Consider the following 16771-nt stretch of genomic DNA (forward strand, 5'->3'; position numbering starts at 1 on the left):
AAAATGGTAAGAGTAATTATAGCACTGGCTATGTTCGTCGCTTCATTATCAATTGAAGCACAAGTAAAAGTTCCGCAAGCAAGCCCTAAATCGACGTTAACACAAACAGTTGGTTTGACAAATGTTGAAATTGAATATTCACGCCCTAGCGCAAAAGGAAGAGTGATTTTTGGTAATTTGGTGCCTTTTGGAACGATTTGGAGAGCTGGAGCCAATGCGAATACAACGATTTCTTTCTCGGATGATGTTGTGATTAGTGATACTACCTTGAAAAAAGGTAAATATGCTTTGTATGTTTCGCCTAAAGCAGATGAATGGGAAATCTACTTCTACACTACTACAGACAATTGGGGTACACCGGAAAAATGGGATGATTCTAAAGTTGCTTTAAAGACTAGAGTGAAAACTGAATTATTAACCAGAAATGTTGAGACTTTTACGATTGGCATCAATAATACAGATAATAACTTCGCTTATTTGGAACTATCTTGGGAAAAAACTTTAGTGGCATTAAAATTTGAAGTGCCAACACATAAGATTGCGAGTGCAAGTATTGACAAAATACTTGGTGGTCCATCTGCTGCTGATTATTATTCAGCTGCCCAATATTATTTCCAATCTAACGGTGATTTGAATAAAGCATTGAGCTATGTGACTAAAGCTTATGATATGCACGAGAAAAAACCCTATTGGTATAGTCGTTTGAAATCACAAATTCAAGCGAAATTGGGTGACAAAAAAGGTGCAATTGAAACGGCTAAACTATCTTTAGCAGGTGCGCAGGCTGAAAACAATCAAGATTATGTAAAAATGAACATGGACAGCATCGCTGAATGGTCAAAAAAATAAATATAAAGAATTATAATAAATTAAAGCTCAGGTTTTCCTGGGCTTTTTTATTAACTGATATAATTCCAAATGTTTTTCTTTTTTCCTAATTCAATGAATATTTCTCGTAATTTCTGATGTTCTGGTTTCGTCATTGAAGCATCATCTTTCAATAATTTAATGGCATGATGACGTGCCAATTGTAAAATATCACGGTCTTTTACTAAGTCAGCAATTTGTAGATTTAAGACACCACTTTGCTGAGTTCCCATGATATCACCAGGTCCTCTCAGTTTTAAGTCGACTTCCGCAATTTCAAATCCGTCATTAGTTTTACACATCGTTTCCAATCGGGTTTTACTTTCATTACTTAATTTATGCCCCGTCATTAGTATGCAGTAACTTTGTTCGGCGCCACGTCCAACACGACCACGTAACTGATGCAATTGTGACAAACCAAAACGCTCTGCGCTTTCAATAATCATTACTGAGGCATTCGGCACATTTACTCCAACTTCAATTACGGTGGTAGCAACCATGATGTTGGTTTTTCCTTCAGCAAAACGACGCATTTCTTCGTCCTTTTCAGACGGTTTCATCTTACCATGAACAATAGATACAGAATACTTGGGTAAAGGAAAATCTCTGGAGATACTTTCATAACCATCCATTAAATCTTTATAATCCAATGTTTCCGATTCTTGAATCAACGGATATACAATATAGATTTGTCTCCCTTTTTCAATTTCATCCCGAATAAAACGCCATACTTTTAAACGATTACTGTCATAACGATGAACAGTTTGAATGGGTTTTCTTCCCGGAGGTAATTCGTCAATCACAGAAATGTCTAAGTCACCATATAAACTCATTGCCAATGTTCTAGGAATAGGAGTGGCAGTCATTACCAAAACATGTGGCGGAATAGTATTTTTTTTCCATAGTTTACTACGTTGTTCTACGCCAAATCGATGTTGCTCATCAATGATAGCCAAACCTAAATTTTGAAACTGTACTTTGTCTTCCAGTAAGGCATGGGTGCCAATTAAAATATGTAAATCTCCATTGATTAATTCTTCGTGTATGATTTTTCGATCTGAAGTTTTAGTAGAACCAGTAAGTAATTTTATATTGATATTCAATTCTTTAGCTAAAGAAGTAATTCCGTTAAAATGTTGGGATGCCAAAATTTCAGTAGGTGCCATTAAACAAGCTTGGAAACCGTTATCCATTGCCAATAGCATACACATTAACGCCACAATTGTTTTTCCAGATCCTACATCTCCTTGTAGCAAGCGGTTCATTTGCGCATGACTTCCTAAATCATTTCGAATTTCTTTTAGTACTTTTTTTTGTGCATTCGTGAGTTCAAAAGGAAGATGATTATTGTAAAATCCAGTAAAATAATCGCCTACTTTTTCAAATGGATGCCCTTTAATTTTGTGTTTTCGGATTAAATTTTTAGTAATCAATTGCAATTGAATAAAGAACAATTCTTCAAATTTCAGACGAAATTGAGCTTTACTCAATAAATCCTGATTCTTTGGAAAGTGTATATTGAATAATGCTGCATTTTTAGGAATCAATTGTAATTCCTGAATCAGATAGCCCGGTAATGTTTCGGTGAATAGGCTATGGGTTTCAATGAACAATTGCTGCATCATTTTATTGATGACTCTATTCGAAATCCCTTTATTGTTTAGTTTTTCAGTACTAGGATATACGGATTGCATCGCACTTCGTAAACTTGCTTTGTGTTCTTCTAATCCTTCCATTTCCGGATGAGGCATCGAATATTGTCCATTAAAATGATTGATTTTTCCAAAAATGACATAAGGAAAATTTACTTTTAGACTTTCCCGAATCCACTTTATTCCCTGGAACCAAACTAATTCTATTTCTCCGGTATCATCAATGAAGGTTGCTGTAAGTCGCTTTTTTCCTTTCCCGAATTCAACCGTTTTAATATGGATTATTTTTCCAATTATCTGAACTTCAGAGGTAGTATTCTGCAATTCATTGATTTTGTAATACCTTGTTCTGTCAATATAGCGATTCGGATACAAATTGATTAAATCACCATATTTATGAATACCAAGCTCCTTACGTAACAATTCGCCACGCTGCGGTCCTACGCCTTTTAAATATTCAATTGGGGTTTCCAGAAGGTTATTCATTCCTAAATCAAAGCTTTCAATCTATGCGAAGATAAGTTTTTAAAGAGAGATTTTAAAATAGATTGTTTCATCTCAATTTTGAAAACACGTAAAAATACCTGTTATCTGAAACTAAGAATTCAATACTTTAGTTTGTAAGTAAATACATAAATAAACAACTAAAAAAAAGTAGTATGGAATGTTGGAATGATAGAAATTCTTCAGAAAGACTCAAGGAAATGTTTGTTGATATTGTTCAGCAGAACCGCATTAACTTAGGGCAGTCTCCAGCCATGAGACCCGTTTTCTTAAAACCACATGGCGTTGCTCATGGTTATTTTGAAATGGTTCATGACTTACCGAATGAAATGAAAGTAGGTGTTTTCGCCTTGAATAAATTAGAGGCATGGGTGCGCTTTTCAAGCGATACAACGCCTTCTTCTGCCGATTTAAAAACAACCTGTGGAGTAGGTATAAAATTGTTTGATGTAAAAGGAGAAAAGTTACTGGGGGATGGTGATACCCAAGATTTCATTCTTCAAAATTATGACGTTTTTTTTGTTGATAACGCTAAAGAAATGGCTGATTTTACCTCAGCTGGAGTAATCGATAAAGATTATGATGCTTATTTGGCCAAACATCCTAAAACAAAACGTATCCTAGATGAAATGGCTCAGGTTGTAGGGAGTACATTAACTACCAATTATTGGAGCGTTTTGCCGTATGCTTTCGGTGATAATAAATATGTAAAATACAAATTAGAACCCGTCGATCAGCCTGAAGCTGTTCCTTTTAACGATCCAAATTACTTGGCAATTGATTTGGAAAACCGACTGAGACAAAGAGCGGCTTCGTTTCGTTTTATGGTACAGTTTAGAACAAATCCAGAGAAAATGCCTTTGGATGAAGCTACTGTTCGTTGGGAAGAAAGCGAAAGTGAACCAATTCATATTGCGACACTTCACCTTCCTCAACAAGATATTTGCGCGAATGGGCAACCGGAATACGGTGAAAATTTATCCTTTAATCCATGGCATTGCTTAAGAGAACATCAGCCACAAGGTAGTATTTCGGATGCAAGGAAAGTGGTTTATCAGGCTTCTGCCGAAAAAAGACACGATGCCAATGGTATTCCTACACAAGAACCACAATGTCCATACCATTTTAAAAAAAATAGTGTTGAACCAAAAGTAGTTGATGATTGCATTGTTACAGCTGCAATTTATCCTCCAATCGGAGTATGCAGAGTAGGTAACAGTAAAGAAGGGTATTTTATTGGCCCCGAAGTTACCGATCCACTACCGGAGCTACCTGGGTTTTATAGAGACGAGACTGGAGCTATAAAAAGACAGGCCGCTCGATTCCGTATTTATGGATTGAATGCTAAAGGGGAACCTGTTCGAGAATTAACAGCAGAGGAAGCTAAAATCAAATGGAATGTGCATCTTGCCAATCATAAGGCAGCTTGGTATCAGTTCCAATTGGCTTTAGATATTCCAGAAGCAAAAATGGCACCACCCACACTTTTAAGGAATTCTACAGTTACTGACCGTAAACGTTTAATTGTTGATCCGGGTGAACATACTATCTCTGGAATTAATTCCCAAAGTAAAGCGCTTAATGGACATTTTATGGATATTGAAGTTTATTTGGGTGAATTGAAAACAGACGAAAAAGGACGCTTAATTGTTTTGGGAGGTCACGGAAAATCGGGTTCTTACGATGGAAGCAAAGCGGTAACTTTTGCCAACAATGAAGGCTGGTACGATGATACCTCAGATGGTCCGGTTACAGCCGAAGTGGAATTCAAAGGGGAACTTTTGAAGGTTCAACCGGCTTGGGTAATTGTAGCACCTCCAAATTATGCTCCAATGCAAAAATCGGTGAGAACCATGTGGGACTTAATGCGAGATACTTCAATTCAAGCCAATACATTGCCTTGTCCTCCAATGCCTTCGTTTACTAACGATATTCTACCAATTTTTGAACGAATGACTCGTTTACAATGGGTAAATGCCGGATTCGCCTCTGCTTTTGGTTTTGGCGGCCCTTTTAATTTTACAACATCGGAATGGGTTCAAAAATTGAATAACCCAAATCCAGCTTATAGGGAATTAAGAAAAAATTTAGCCAACCAATTCAGGGTTTTTGAAAGAGATTCTTGGTCTCCTGTTCCATTTCCTTGGTTATATGGTGACGCAATGAATATACCTCCAGCACCAACACCGAGACAACATGCCGCATTGACCGATACACAACTTAAATTCTTACAGCAATGGGCTGCAGGCGATTTTATTGCTGATTTTGATGAAAATTACCAACCACCAAGATCTATTGATGATGTACCACCAAGTCAGCAGCCGGATATGCTTACAAAAGCCGCAATGGAGTTCTGTCTCGCCGATGCTTTTCACCCCGGTTGTGAAATGACGTGGCCAATGCGAACTGCAAGTATGTATATGGCGCCGTTCCGTTTAAAACATGCCACAAAAGGATGGATTGAACCCGGATATGGTCCGCTTTTAAATAGTGATGTCTTAACCTTACCAAGAGGTCCTTTGAGTGGAGGGCAGCTTCCAGGTGGTGTTACCCGTTGGATGGCTATTCCATGGCAAACCGATACAGCAAGTTGTCGTTCTGGTTATGATACTACGTATGATCCTTACGTACCTACGTTTTGGCCCGCAAGAGTTCCAAATCAAGTCATGTCTGAAGAACAATACAACACGGTAATCAATTCGAATAACGAATTAGGACTACGTTTACAGGCTTTTGCAAATAGAGCGAATTGGCTGGAACCACTTGGTTTAGATAAAGGTTATACTTATCAGATCAATCATATGATTCACCATTTTGATGAAATGGGAATTGTAGAAGTTCGAAAAGGGGTAACAGATAATCCAAACTTTCCCGCAATAATGGAAGTGGAAAATAAGAAAGTACAAAAAGAAGTGAAATTGTTAGCTAAAACACTTCACTTGGAAGAAAAAGAAGAAGAAGCTGGAGATATCTACGATTTATCATTGATAGAAAAAGTAAAACGTTTCCGATAAGAATGATAGATATAGATGTGTTTATATTAGGTGCTGGTCCCGCTGGTTGTAGCGTTGCGCTCAATTTATCTCCTTTTTTTAAAGTGATGATGATTGATAGAAATGCTTCACCGCAGCCACGTGCCGGTGAATCTTTGCCACCAGCAGCCAATAAACTTTTGATGGATATGGGCTTATGGGACGATTTTATACAACAAGGTCATCTCCCAAATTATGGCAACCAATCCGTTTGGGGAACCGATGAAATCAATGAAACGGATTTTATTAAAGATCCTTTTGGACACGGATGGCATCTCAACAGGCAAAAATTTGAAATTTGGTTGCAAGAAAAAGCAAAACAAAGAGGCTGCTTTTTTCTAAATGATACCCAAATGGTAGATTTTAATTGGCGAGAAGGTTTCTGGGAAATCAATATTTCGAATGATTCCAAAACGCAAAAACTGAAATCAAAACTATTGATTGACGCCAGTGGAAGAAATCCTTTTATCGCTAGACAGCTTGGAGCCAAAAGGATTGCCTTGGACCACTTGGTATGCGGTTGGATGATTGGAAAAGATAATCCAGTGAAGAGTTTACAAGGAAGGAGTAAAATTCAGGCAGACTCTGAAGGTTGGTGGTATACCACTGCGGTTCCGGGAAACAAAAGAATCATTGCATTCCATACTGATGCACGTATTCCAACCATCAAATCGATTCGTTCTAAAAGAAAATTGTTAGCACTGATTCAAAAAAATAAGACACTGTCCGAAAATGTCTGTCTGGAAACTTTTACATCGTTCGTCGACGAAATCGAGTATGGTACAACAGCCGCTAACTCAGCATTTACGAAGCCTTTTTCGGGAAATTCTTGGCTTACCGTTGGGGATGCTTCCTTTAGTTTTGATCCTTTATCGTCACAAGGGATTTTTAATGCTATGTATACTGGCTTGGCCGCTGCAGAATCTTGCTATCGTTTTTTAAATAATGAAATTGATGATTTTCGCGACTACGATGCTGTTTTAGAGAATATAATGAATGTATATAAAAACAGGATTTACCACTGGTATGCCATGGAAAAACGATGGGAAAGCAGTCCGTTTTGGAAAAATCGGCATGAAAAAATAAACCTCTAAAGTAACTTCATAAAGATTGATGACTTATTGTTGCAATAAGTCATCAATTAATTTTTGGGATGCTGCTGTATTCATTCGTTGTAATTCAGCAATTATCTGATTTTTTTCAGTGTCAGAAAGTTTTTTTTCAGGCTTGATAAATCGGCTTTTATCGGCATGCTTAAAAAATAATGCATCAGTCCATTCATTGCGAATACCATCAATAACGAGATGAATTCGGTCTTCCGTTCCTCTGTTGGCAACCGAATGCGTAAAATTCGCATCAATATACCAGCATTCTCCTTCGTTCATGATAAGTCGTTCACCATCCAAAATGAATTCAACTTCCGGATTAGTTACAATAGGAATATGGATTCTGAAACAACCGTCTTCATAACCTAAGCAATGATCGCTGTGGGGTTTTACTTCGGCACCAACTGCCAAACGCAATAAACGAACCGCCGTTTTTTTAAATTGCAATTCGTCTAGGATTTGTTCGAAATAAGAACAGTAAGTTAAAATTTCGGTAGCTTTAATGATAGTATCTCCTTGATTCAATGCATAAATACTATCCGATTTGCCATCCTGCGACATCAGAGCAACAGAAGTCCAATCTCCCGTGTAATCATTCGTGTTGTAATGATGTGTCCATGGGGTTTGCATCACTTTCTGCAAGTCTTCTTGAAGCTTTGCAACATCCAATTGCATTGGAAATTGTAAATGTCTGATAAGTTGATCCATACTTAATTACGTATCCATTTGAGCATTACGGGAAAAGGTGGTTTTTGATTCTCCAAGGCTTTTTCTTTTCCGTAGGCAAGTCCAATCCACTCTAAAAAGGGTAATCCAATGTAGGTTTCATTTTCAAAACTTTGAATCAACCATTCGGAACTGTTTTTATAACCATCAGAATGAAATACAAAATCCAACGGTAATCCCAAATGAATAGAGGCAGCATACGACCACAAAATAGCACCCATTTCTTCTCCACCGTCCGGCCATCCTTCAGGTACTTCTGTTGTACCAATTACGGCTCTGGTTTCAGGCGATGCTACTGCAATATGTCCAGCTTCATGTAAAATATCACCAGGATATTTCAACTGATCATAATCAATTATGACTGCGTTCGACTTCATCGTTAAACCCGGTAAAAAAGTATCATTTCCCAGTTTTTCTTCACGAACTTCAATTCCGATTTCGTTTAAAAAGCGTACTATTTTGTTAATTGTTTCCATTGTTTATTTCGGAATTAAATCACAATACCAAAATCCATAATCAAATGCGGTAGTATCTGCAGTGTTATCGCAGGCCGTATTGGAACTTTCGGTTTTTGGCCGTTCATATTTGCGGTGTACAATTTCTCCAATTTCGAAAGCAATCGGTTGTGAGAAAATTGGCCCGTCGAAAGTAAAGGTATGAAATTCACCGTTCTCTCCACAAACATCTACAGTATCGGGTAAGTCTTTAATGAATTGTTCGTCAATTATCCTACCTACAAAGCTTTGATCCAAATAGCGTTCGTTTACACAGGTAACAATGGTTTTGAAACCTAAACCTAAAAATTCCTGAATCAATGCTGATGTATCTTTTTTCCATAATGGGAATACACCTTTAATTCCGGCAATAGCCAACTTCTCTTCACGATATTTTCGTAAATCTTCCAAGAAAATATCTCCAAATATAGAATGAGTAACACCTTTCGATTGTAATTCCAGCATTTTACCTTTCATCACCTCATCGTATAGTTCCATGGTAGGCATTTCAGGAATTTCCAATTTATAAAGTGGAATTCCAATGCTTTCTGCCTGAGATTCCAGTAATGCTACACGTACTCCATGCATCGAAATACGCTGGTACTGTGTGTTGACACTGGTTAGAAGTCCCACAATGTCATACTCTTTTTCGAGTAAAGTTGTATATAATGCGAGTGCCGAATCTTTTCCGCTACTCCAGTTGAATATTGCTTTTGGTTTCAAAACAAACTAATTTTGGAAGTAAACTTACAAAAAAGTCAATTGTTACTTTGTACATTTGAACATCAATTATAGCCTAATGAAGTATATTTTTCTATTTGTCTCTCTTTTTTCTTTCGCACAACAAGGTTCAAAGGCAGATTTTCTGTCACTCAATGCATTAGTGAAACCGAATGCCATTGAAAAATCGGTTAGTGGGGAACTGACCTATGTTTTTAAAGTGAATACCTTGCCTGATACGATTAAAATCGATGCTGTTCGAATGGAATTTAATGAGGTAAAAATAAATGGCAAGCCGGTTGCATTCAAGAATTCGGGAAAAGCATTGCTTTTGTTTGAAGGCTACAAAAAAGGGAAAAATATGCTAACTTTTGGATATTCTGCCCACCCCAAACAAGCAATGTATTTCGTAGGTGATCTCAGTTTTGAAAACAATCAGATTTGGACACAAGGACAAGGGAAATATACTTCCCATTGGTTGCCTAGTTTTGATGATGTCAATGAAAAGTTGGTTTTCAATTTAGCGATTGAATTCCGTAATGATTATCAAGTACTATCTAACGGAACGCTAAAGGAGGTTCGATATAATTCGAAAGGGAATCTGAAAACATGGGAATTTCAAATGAAACAGCCTATGAGTTCTTATTTAGCAATGTTGGCCATTAGTAAATATGATAAATACGAGCAAAAATCAAACTCGGGTATTCCTCTAGAAATGTATCTAAAACCTACAGATGCTTCTAAATTTACCTCAACCTACAAATATTCAAAAGAGATTTTTGATTTTCTGGAAAAGGAAACGGGAATAAAATACCCATGGCAAATTTACCGACAAGCTCCAGTAGATGATTTTTTATACGCCGGTATGGAGAATACTTCAGCGACTTTGTTTTCCCAAGAATTTGTGGTAGATGAAATTGGGTTTAACGATATGAATTATATCAATGTTAACGCACATGAATTGGCGCATCATTGGTTCGGTGACTTGATTACTGCAAAATCATCAAAACACCATTGGTTACAGGAAGGTTTTGCTACTTACTACGCACTTTTGGCGGAAAGAGAATTGTTCGGTGAGCATTATTTTCAATTTGAACTATTGAATTATGCAGAAGAATTGCAAAATGCGAGTAAATATGATTCAATTCCCGTGATGAATGAAAAGGCGAGTACATTATCTTTCTATAAGAAAGGTGCTTGGGCTTTGCATTATTTGCGTGAAAACATTGGTGCTGAAAATTTCAAGAAAGTAGTCAAAACCTATCTGAAAAAATACCAGTATAAGAACGTCGAAACGGAAAATTTTTTAGCTGAAGTCAGAAAAATAACCCATTTTGATACGGCTAAATTTCAAAAGGAATGGTTGGAGTCTACCACTTTTAATAAAGAGTTGGCGGTTGCCATTTTAAGTAAAAACAAGACAATACTTACCTTTTTTGAATTGCAGAGGATGGAAAGTTTGCCATTGGAAGAAAAGAAAAATAGTTGGATAAGTATTTTGAATTCGGATGCGTATTTTCCATTGAAACAGGAAGTATTATACCAATTGGTAAATGTACCTTTTGAAGAAAAGAAAATGTTTTTACAACTGGCTTTACAATCAAATGATATACAGGTACGTCAAGCTTTGGCCGCAACTATGAAAACCATACCGTTAGAGTTTAAAGCCGAGTACGAGTCGTTGCTCAACGATAAATCGTACCGCACCAGAGAAATCGTTTTGCAGCAATTATGGTCAAAATTTCCAGAAGATAGAATGCGTTATTTGGAATTGTCTAAAGATTGGCAAGGTAATAATGACAGAAACCTTCGTATCATATGGCTTACATTGGCTTTGGCAACCAAAGAATTTACAAACGAAAATAAAAAAGGATTTTATAACGAATTAATCGCTTTGGCTTCTACCGAATACGACGGAACCATTCGTCAAAATGCCTTGGAAGTGTTATTGCAAATTAATCCTTCCGATGAAAAAGTACTGACTTCCTTGCTCAACGGGACAACGCATCATAAATGGCAATTCGTTAAATTCGCTAAAGACAACATTCGTAAACTGATTAAAAAACCACAATTCAAAACCCAATTGGAAGGGTTACTGCCTAATCTACCGGAACGCGAACAAAACTTCCTGAAGAATGAATTGAAATAAAAAAATCCCCTCACCGAGGGGATTTTCATTTATATAATCTGAGTAACTTCTTTCTTTAAATAAGCCAAAGCTATGGTTGTTGCCGAATCCGAATCCAATAAATCACTCAATATGGTTTCACGTAATTTATCTGCCGAAGTCACTTTATCACTCATATTCGTTTTACGGATATTTTGAATAATCGTGTTTTTTGCCGTTAAGATTACATTCCAGCAATCATCAGAAATGTAAATCTGTTGTGTCAGATTATGCTCAAATTCCTGCTCAATATGATCAATTAAAAACGATTCGTATAAATTTTTGTCTTGCGACATGGGTACCACTCTAATCAATAACTTGGAAGGATTGATACGCTCTAAGAACAATGCCATGCGCTCATACGCTTGTAATTTTAGCGGTAAAGCCTCTTTTTGTGTATTTCTTAGCAATAGATGATTCCTTCTTTTTTCTTCATTGCTGAAATAAGACTGTAAAAAATAATAAGCTACACCACCAGTAATAACCGATGGTAAAGTATACGCAGCTACTTCGATAATTTTAGAATAATCCATTTGTAGTTCTTTGTGATTAGTACTGCAAATAAACTTAAAAAATTAATTGTAATACAACTTTTGTAAACGTATTTTTGAACTTTCGATTATGAGTATGATTCAGCAAATTATAGAGAAATTAAATGACGCTCAGAAAGCCCCTGTTTTACAGAAAGATGGGCCAATGATTGTAATTGCCGGTGCAGGTTCGGGAAAGACACGTGTACTAACCGTACGTATCGCTAACCTGATGAGTCAGGGGGTAGATGCGTTTAATATTTTGTCCTTAACTTTTACCAATAAAGCAGCACGTGAAATGAAGAAACGTATTGCGGATATTGTGGGTAATAGCGAAGCCAAAAATTTATGGATGGGAACATTCCACTCGGTTTTTGCTAAAATTCTTAGAATTGAAGCAGATAAATTAGGATATCCTTCCAATTTTACCATTTATGATTCTCAGGATTCTACCCGTTTGATTGGTCAAATCATCAAAGAGATGCAATTGGATAAGGATATATATAAACCGAAACAGGTGTTCGGTCGTATCTCTCAATACAAAAACAGTTTAATTACTGTGAAAGCGTATTTCAATAACCCTGAACTTCAAGAGGCGGATGCGATGAGTAAAAAGCCGCGAATGGGTGAAATTTATCAGAATTATGTGGAACGATGCTTCAAAAGCGGTGCCATGGATTTTGATGATTTATTATTGAAAACCAATGAATTGTTAACGCGTTTTCCTGATGTATTGATGAAATACCAAGACCGTTTCCGATACATACTTGTAGATGAGTACCAAGATACCAATCACTCGCAATACCTTATCGTACGTGCTTTGTCTGATCGTTTCCAAAACATTTGTGTGGTGGGTGACGATGCGCAAAGTATCTATGCTTTCCGTGGTGCGAACATCAATAATATCCTGAACTTCCAAAAGGATTACGAAGGAGTGCAAATGTATCGTCTGGAACAAAATTATCGTTCATCTAAGAACATTGTGGAAGCAGCGAACAACGTTATCGATAACAACAAAACGAAACTCGATAAAATTGTTTGGACGGCCAATGAGGACGGACCCAAAATCAAAGTACACCGTAGCTTAACCGATGGGGAAGAAGGTCGTTTTGTGGCTTCTACCATTTTTGAAGAAAAGATGCAAAAGCAAATGCATAATGGGCAATTTGCAATTCTATACCGTACCAATGCACAATCCCGCGCCATGGAAGATGCATTACGGAAACGAGATATTCCCTACCGTATTTATGGTGGATTGTCTTTCTATCAGCGCAAAGAAATCAAGGATGTATTGTGTTACCTGCGTTTAGTGGTGAACCCAAAAGACGAAGAAGCGTTAGTACGTGTAATCAATTATCCCGCAAGAGGTATTGGTGATACTACTGTCGAGAAATTAACAGTAGCAGCCAATCACTACAAACGTTCCATTTTTGAAGTAATGGAACATATCGATAAAATCGACCTGAAACTGAATTCGGGAACCAAACAGAAATTACAGGATTTTGTAACCATGATCAAAAGTTTCCAGATTATCAATGAAAATCAGGATGCTTTTGTGCTTACCGAACACGTAACCAAAAAAACGGGTTTAATTCAGGAATTGAAGAAAGACGGAACACCGGAAGGTATCGCCCGTATTGAAAATATCGAAGAATTATTAAACGGTATCAAAGATTTCACCGAAGGACAAAAAGAAGTCGACGGAGCACGTGGCGCTTTGTCTGAGTTCTTGGAAGATGTGGCTTTGGCAACCGATTTGGATAACGATACCGGTGATGATGACCGTGTCGCATTAATGACAATTCACTTGGCAAAAGGTCTGGAATTTCCAACGGTTTTCATTGTGGGAATGGAGGAAGATCTATTTCCAAGTGCCATGAGTATAAATACCAGAAGTGAACTGGAAGAGGAACGCCGCTTGTTCTATGTGGCATTAACCCGCGCCGAACATCAGGCGTATCTAACCTATGCACAGTCACGCTATCGTTGGGGGAAACTGGTAGATAGCGAACCTTCACGTTTTATTGAGGAAATCGACGGGCAATATCTGGAATACTTAACGCCAAACGAAAACAATTACCGTTACAAACCGAGTATCGATGTGGATATTTTCGGCGATGTGGATAAATCCAAGTTGCGTTTAACAAAACCAGTTGCCGGTACGCCACCAAAATACATATCAGACAACGCACCTAAACCGAACTCGAATATCCGTAAACTAAAACCGATGTCCGGTCAGGCGCCATCCGCAGGATCTACCAATTTGTTTGATAGTAAACTTACGGTAGGCAACGTAGTCATGCACGAACGCTTCGGAAAAGGCCAAGTGTTAAACCTTGAAGGTGTGGGCGCCGATAAAAAAGCAGAAATCAAATTTGAAGTGGGTGGTATTAAGAAATTACTATTACGCTTTGCCAAACTGGATGTGATTGGGTAATTCTTTAATGAAAACAGCAAAAAAGGATAGTACTCAGCAAAAAAGAAAACGAGTTAAAGCGGAAAAGAAGAAAGAAACACTAAAAGCAAGAGCATTTATTGTTATCTCAATCTTATTCTTAATCTATTCGTTTTTTTTTCGAGAAGAATATATCGGTGGGGATTACAGGTATTTTCTTTATATTTTAATTTTCCCAATTATAATCGGCGCAGTAATAGTGGCCCGATATTTAATAAATGATGTTTGGTTGGATGCACCTAATGTAATTCAACAAGAAAAATTTATTTTTAGCAAGATAATATATTTGCCTATTCTCTTTTTTTCTAACTTAATTTTGGCATATCTGTTTTTTTGTTTTCCTGTAGATTTTGTCTGGAATTATCTTAATGTAAGTGAATCGAAAAAAAATCCAATTGAAATAGTAGAACTTCCTGTTGTAGAGTTTAGAAAATCAGGAAGAAGATCCTCTAATAAGGTATCTTTCATATTCAACAATAAAAATGAATATGTTCCTGTTAGCAGCGAATTTATCAAGCCATATCTGAGTAAAAATGCGGAAGATTACAAAGCAATTTTAAAAATAAAAAGAGGTATTTGGAATGAATACTTGGTTCAGGATATAGATATTGTTAAAAGGGAAATTTCAAGAAATAAATTGTATTAAAAACAGTACCCCAAGTAGTATACTATGAATATCACGAAATCTACTGTAGTAGGTGTACAAATAAATACTTTTGTCCACATCGCCATCCAAATGCAATTGAAAAAGGAATTGTAATAAGTAAGAAAAAGCGTAACTTTAAACTTTCAACGTTAAACTTTTAAACCTGAATGGCTCAATTCATTAAAATATACCCGGAAAACCCCAACGAAAAGGAAATCGCTAAAGTGGTGAAATCGCTAAGAGATGGGGGTTTGGTGATCTATCCTACCGATACTGTCTATGGTTTAGGGTGTGATATCACCAATACCAAAGCATTGGAACGTATCGCGAAAATCAAAGGTATCAAACTCGAAAAAGCCAATTTCTCTTTCGTTTGCTCGGATTTGAGCAATATATCCGATTATATCAAACAAATTGATACTTCTACTTTTAAAATTCTGAAAAGAGCTTTACCAGGGCCGTATACTTTTATTCTACCCGGTAATAACAGTCTTCCAAAAGAATTTAAAAAGAAAACAACCGTAGGTATTCGTGTGCCGGACAATAATATTGCACTCGAAATTGTAAGACAGCTTGGAAATCCTATCGTATCAACTTCCATCCATGATGAAGACGAAATAATCGAATATACAACCGACCCGGAACTGATTTTCGAGAAATGGCAAAACTTAGTAGATGTGGTAATCGATGGGGGGTATGGCGATAACGAAGCATCTACAATTATTGATTTGTCAGACGGAGAACCGGTAGTTATCCGTGAAGGTAAAGGAAGCCTGGATATTTTGTAGTGATTAGTCCTCAGTGAACAGTTATTAGTAAGTATAAAAAAACGCCTTGAGTCATCAAGGCGTTTTTTTATATCTAGTAGTCTAAAGATCTAAGAAGTCTAAAGATCTAAGAAGTCTAAAGATCTAGTAGTCTAAAGATCTAGTAGTCTAAAGATCTAAGAAGTCTAAAGATCTAAGAAGTCTAAAGATCTAAGAAGTCTAAAGATCTAAGAAGTCTAAGCTGTCTAAATTACTTGCTCAAACTTTTCATTTCCTTCTCAATCATATCATAAAATTGATCGATTTTAGGCATGATGATGATTCTTGTTCTTCTGTTTTTAGCTCTGTTTTCTGGCGTATCGTTATCATTCAATGGAATGTAGAAGCTTCTTCCTGCTGGAATCAATTGCTTCGGATTTACACCCAAATCATTCTGTAATACACGCACAATCGATGTTGATCTCTTCACTGATAAATCCCAGTTGTCTAACAATACCGCATTTTTAATCGGCACATTATCCGTATGACCTTCTACCATACACTCAAAATCAGGTTTACTGTTGATGACTTTGGCTACTTTGGCTAAAACACCTTTCGCTCTGTCGCTCACATCATAACTTCCAGACTTGAATAAAAGGTTGTCTGCAATAGAAATCATTACCACTCCTTTTTCTACATTGATGTTAATATCCGGATCATCAATGCCTACTTCACGTTTTAAACTGGTAACCAAAGCAAGGGTAACCGAATCTTTTTTCGTTAAGGCGTCTTGTAATCTCGAAATTTTAAGGTCTTTTTCTTTTAAACTTTCTAATGATTTCTCAAGGTTTTCTGCCCCTTTAGTAGTCAAAACAGTCATCTCTTTGGAGCTGTTTATCAAATCAGAATTGTTCTTTTTCAAGTATTCATTCTGACTGCTCAATCCTTCTTTTTCAGTTAAGCAGGTATTCAATTTAATAGTACAGGTGTTTAATAAATCCTGAATTTCCTTGTTCTTCGCTTCTAATTCTGCTATTTTCTTCTTACTTCCACATGAAGTCGTTACAATAGCTAAGGCCGATAATAATACTGCTACTTTTCTCATTATATAACGTTTTTTTATTTT

13 protein-coding genes are annotated in these 16771 nt (G+C 36.8%); 7 read left to right on the forward strand and 6 right to left on the reverse strand.

The genetic code is table 11. The features are described from left to right. Nucleotides 1-3 precede the first annotated feature (3 nt). Nucleotides 4-849, forward strand: coding sequence for a DUF2911 domain-containing protein (locus ACFO7M_RS16110; protein WP_379713016.1), 846 nt, complete (start codon nt 4-6; stop codon nt 847-849). Between the two features lie 50 nt (nt 850-899). On the opposite strand, the gene recG is transcribed toward ACFO7M_RS16110, so the two are convergent. Further along, nucleotides 900-3005, reverse strand: a complete 2106-nt coding sequence (gene recG, locus ACFO7M_RS16115; protein WP_379736868.1) for an ATP-dependent DNA helicase RecG — start codon at nt 3003-3005, stop codon at nt 900-902. Nucleotides 3006-3178: 173 nt separating this feature from the next. Here recG and ACFO7M_RS16120 point away from each other — a divergent pair, with 173 nt between their 5' ends. Further along, nucleotides 3179-6037, forward strand: coding sequence for a LodA/GoxA family CTQ-dependent oxidase (locus ACFO7M_RS16120; protein WP_379736870.1), 2859 nt, complete (start codon nt 3179-3181; stop codon nt 6035-6037). Nucleotides 6038-6039: 2 nt separating this feature from the next. After that, entirely contained in the window at nt 6040-7149 is a 1110-nt protein-coding gene (locus tag ACFO7M_RS16125; RefSeq protein ID WP_379736872.1) for a tryptophan 7-halogenase, read from the forward strand. 24 nt (nt 7150-7173) lie between these two features. Here the strand turns inward: ACFO7M_RS16125 and ACFO7M_RS16130 are convergent, their stop codons facing one another. The 3 genes from ACFO7M_RS16130 to ACFO7M_RS16140 are packed head-to-tail and all read right to left on the reverse strand — an operon-like array spanning nt 7174 to nt 9104. Continuing rightward, nucleotides 7174-7869: an aspartyl/asparaginyl beta-hydroxylase domain-containing protein gene (locus tag ACFO7M_RS16130; protein WP_379736874.1), complete on the reverse strand. Its 696-nt coding sequence runs from the start codon at nt 7867-7869 to the stop codon at nt 7174-7176. A gap of 2 nt (nt 7870-7871) precedes the next feature. After that, nucleotides 7872-8363 carry a hypothetical protein gene (locus ACFO7M_RS16135; RefSeq protein ID WP_379713006.1) on the reverse strand — a complete coding sequence of 164 codons (492 nt, stop codon included), beginning with the start codon at nt 8361-8363 and terminating at the stop codon, nt 7872-7874. A gap of 3 nt (nt 8364-8366) precedes the next feature. Beyond that, nucleotides 8367-9104 carry a diphthine--ammonia ligase gene (locus ACFO7M_RS16140; protein WP_379736876.1) on the reverse strand — a complete coding sequence of 246 codons (738 nt, stop codon included), beginning with the start codon at nt 9102-9104 and terminating at the stop codon, nt 8367-8369. A 76-nt stretch (nt 9105-9180) separates the two neighbouring features. Here ACFO7M_RS16140 and ACFO7M_RS16145 point away from each other — a divergent pair, with 76 nt between their 5' ends. After that, on the forward strand, nt 9181-11250 hold the full coding sequence (locus tag ACFO7M_RS16145; RefSeq protein ID WP_379736880.1) for a M1 family metallopeptidase: 2070 nt from the start codon (nt 9181-9183) through the stop codon (nt 11248-11250). 29 nt (nt 11251-11279) lie between these two features. On the opposite strand, the gene ACFO7M_RS16150 is transcribed toward ACFO7M_RS16145, so the two are convergent. Next, complete coding sequence (locus tag ACFO7M_RS16150; RefSeq protein WP_379713000.1) at nt 11280-11801, reverse strand: hypothetical protein; 522 nt, start codon at nt 11799-11801, stop codon at nt 11280-11282. A 94-nt stretch (nt 11802-11895) separates the two neighbouring features. Here ACFO7M_RS16150 and ACFO7M_RS16155 point away from each other — a divergent pair, with 94 nt between their 5' ends. From ACFO7M_RS16155 to ACFO7M_RS16165, 3 genes are all read left to right on the forward strand, one after another. Beyond that, nucleotides 11896-14235 (forward strand): ATP-dependent helicase, encoded by a 2340-nt coding sequence (locus ACFO7M_RS16155; protein WP_379736882.1) that lies wholly within the window; start codon nt 11896-11898, stop codon nt 14233-14235. Continuing rightward, nucleotides 14228-14899: a hypothetical protein gene (locus ACFO7M_RS16160; protein ID WP_379736884.1), complete on the forward strand. Its 672-nt coding sequence runs from the start codon at nt 14228-14230 to the stop codon at nt 14897-14899. Before ACFO7M_RS16155 ends, ACFO7M_RS16160 begins: the two co-directional genes overlap by 8 nt. 167 nt (nt 14900-15066) lie before the next feature. Beyond that, a complete protein-coding gene (locus ACFO7M_RS16165; protein WP_379736886.1) occupies nt 15067-15687 on the forward strand; it encodes an L-threonylcarbamoyladenylate synthase in 621 nt (206 codons plus the stop codon). 229 nt (nt 15688-15916) lie between these two features. On the opposite strand, the gene ACFO7M_RS16170 is transcribed toward ACFO7M_RS16165, so the two are convergent. Then, nucleotides 15917-16750 carry an OmpA/MotB family protein gene (locus ACFO7M_RS16170; RefSeq protein ID WP_379712992.1) on the reverse strand — a complete coding sequence of 278 codons (834 nt, stop codon included), beginning with the start codon at nt 16748-16750 and terminating at the stop codon, nt 15917-15919. Nucleotides 16751-16771: the final 21 nt, after the last annotated feature.

The sequence above is a fragment of the Flavobacterium sp. GCM10023249 genome (assembly GCF_042653365.1).
Classification (GTDB): Bacteria; Bacteroidota; Bacteroidia; order Flavobacteriales; family Flavobacteriaceae; genus Flavobacterium.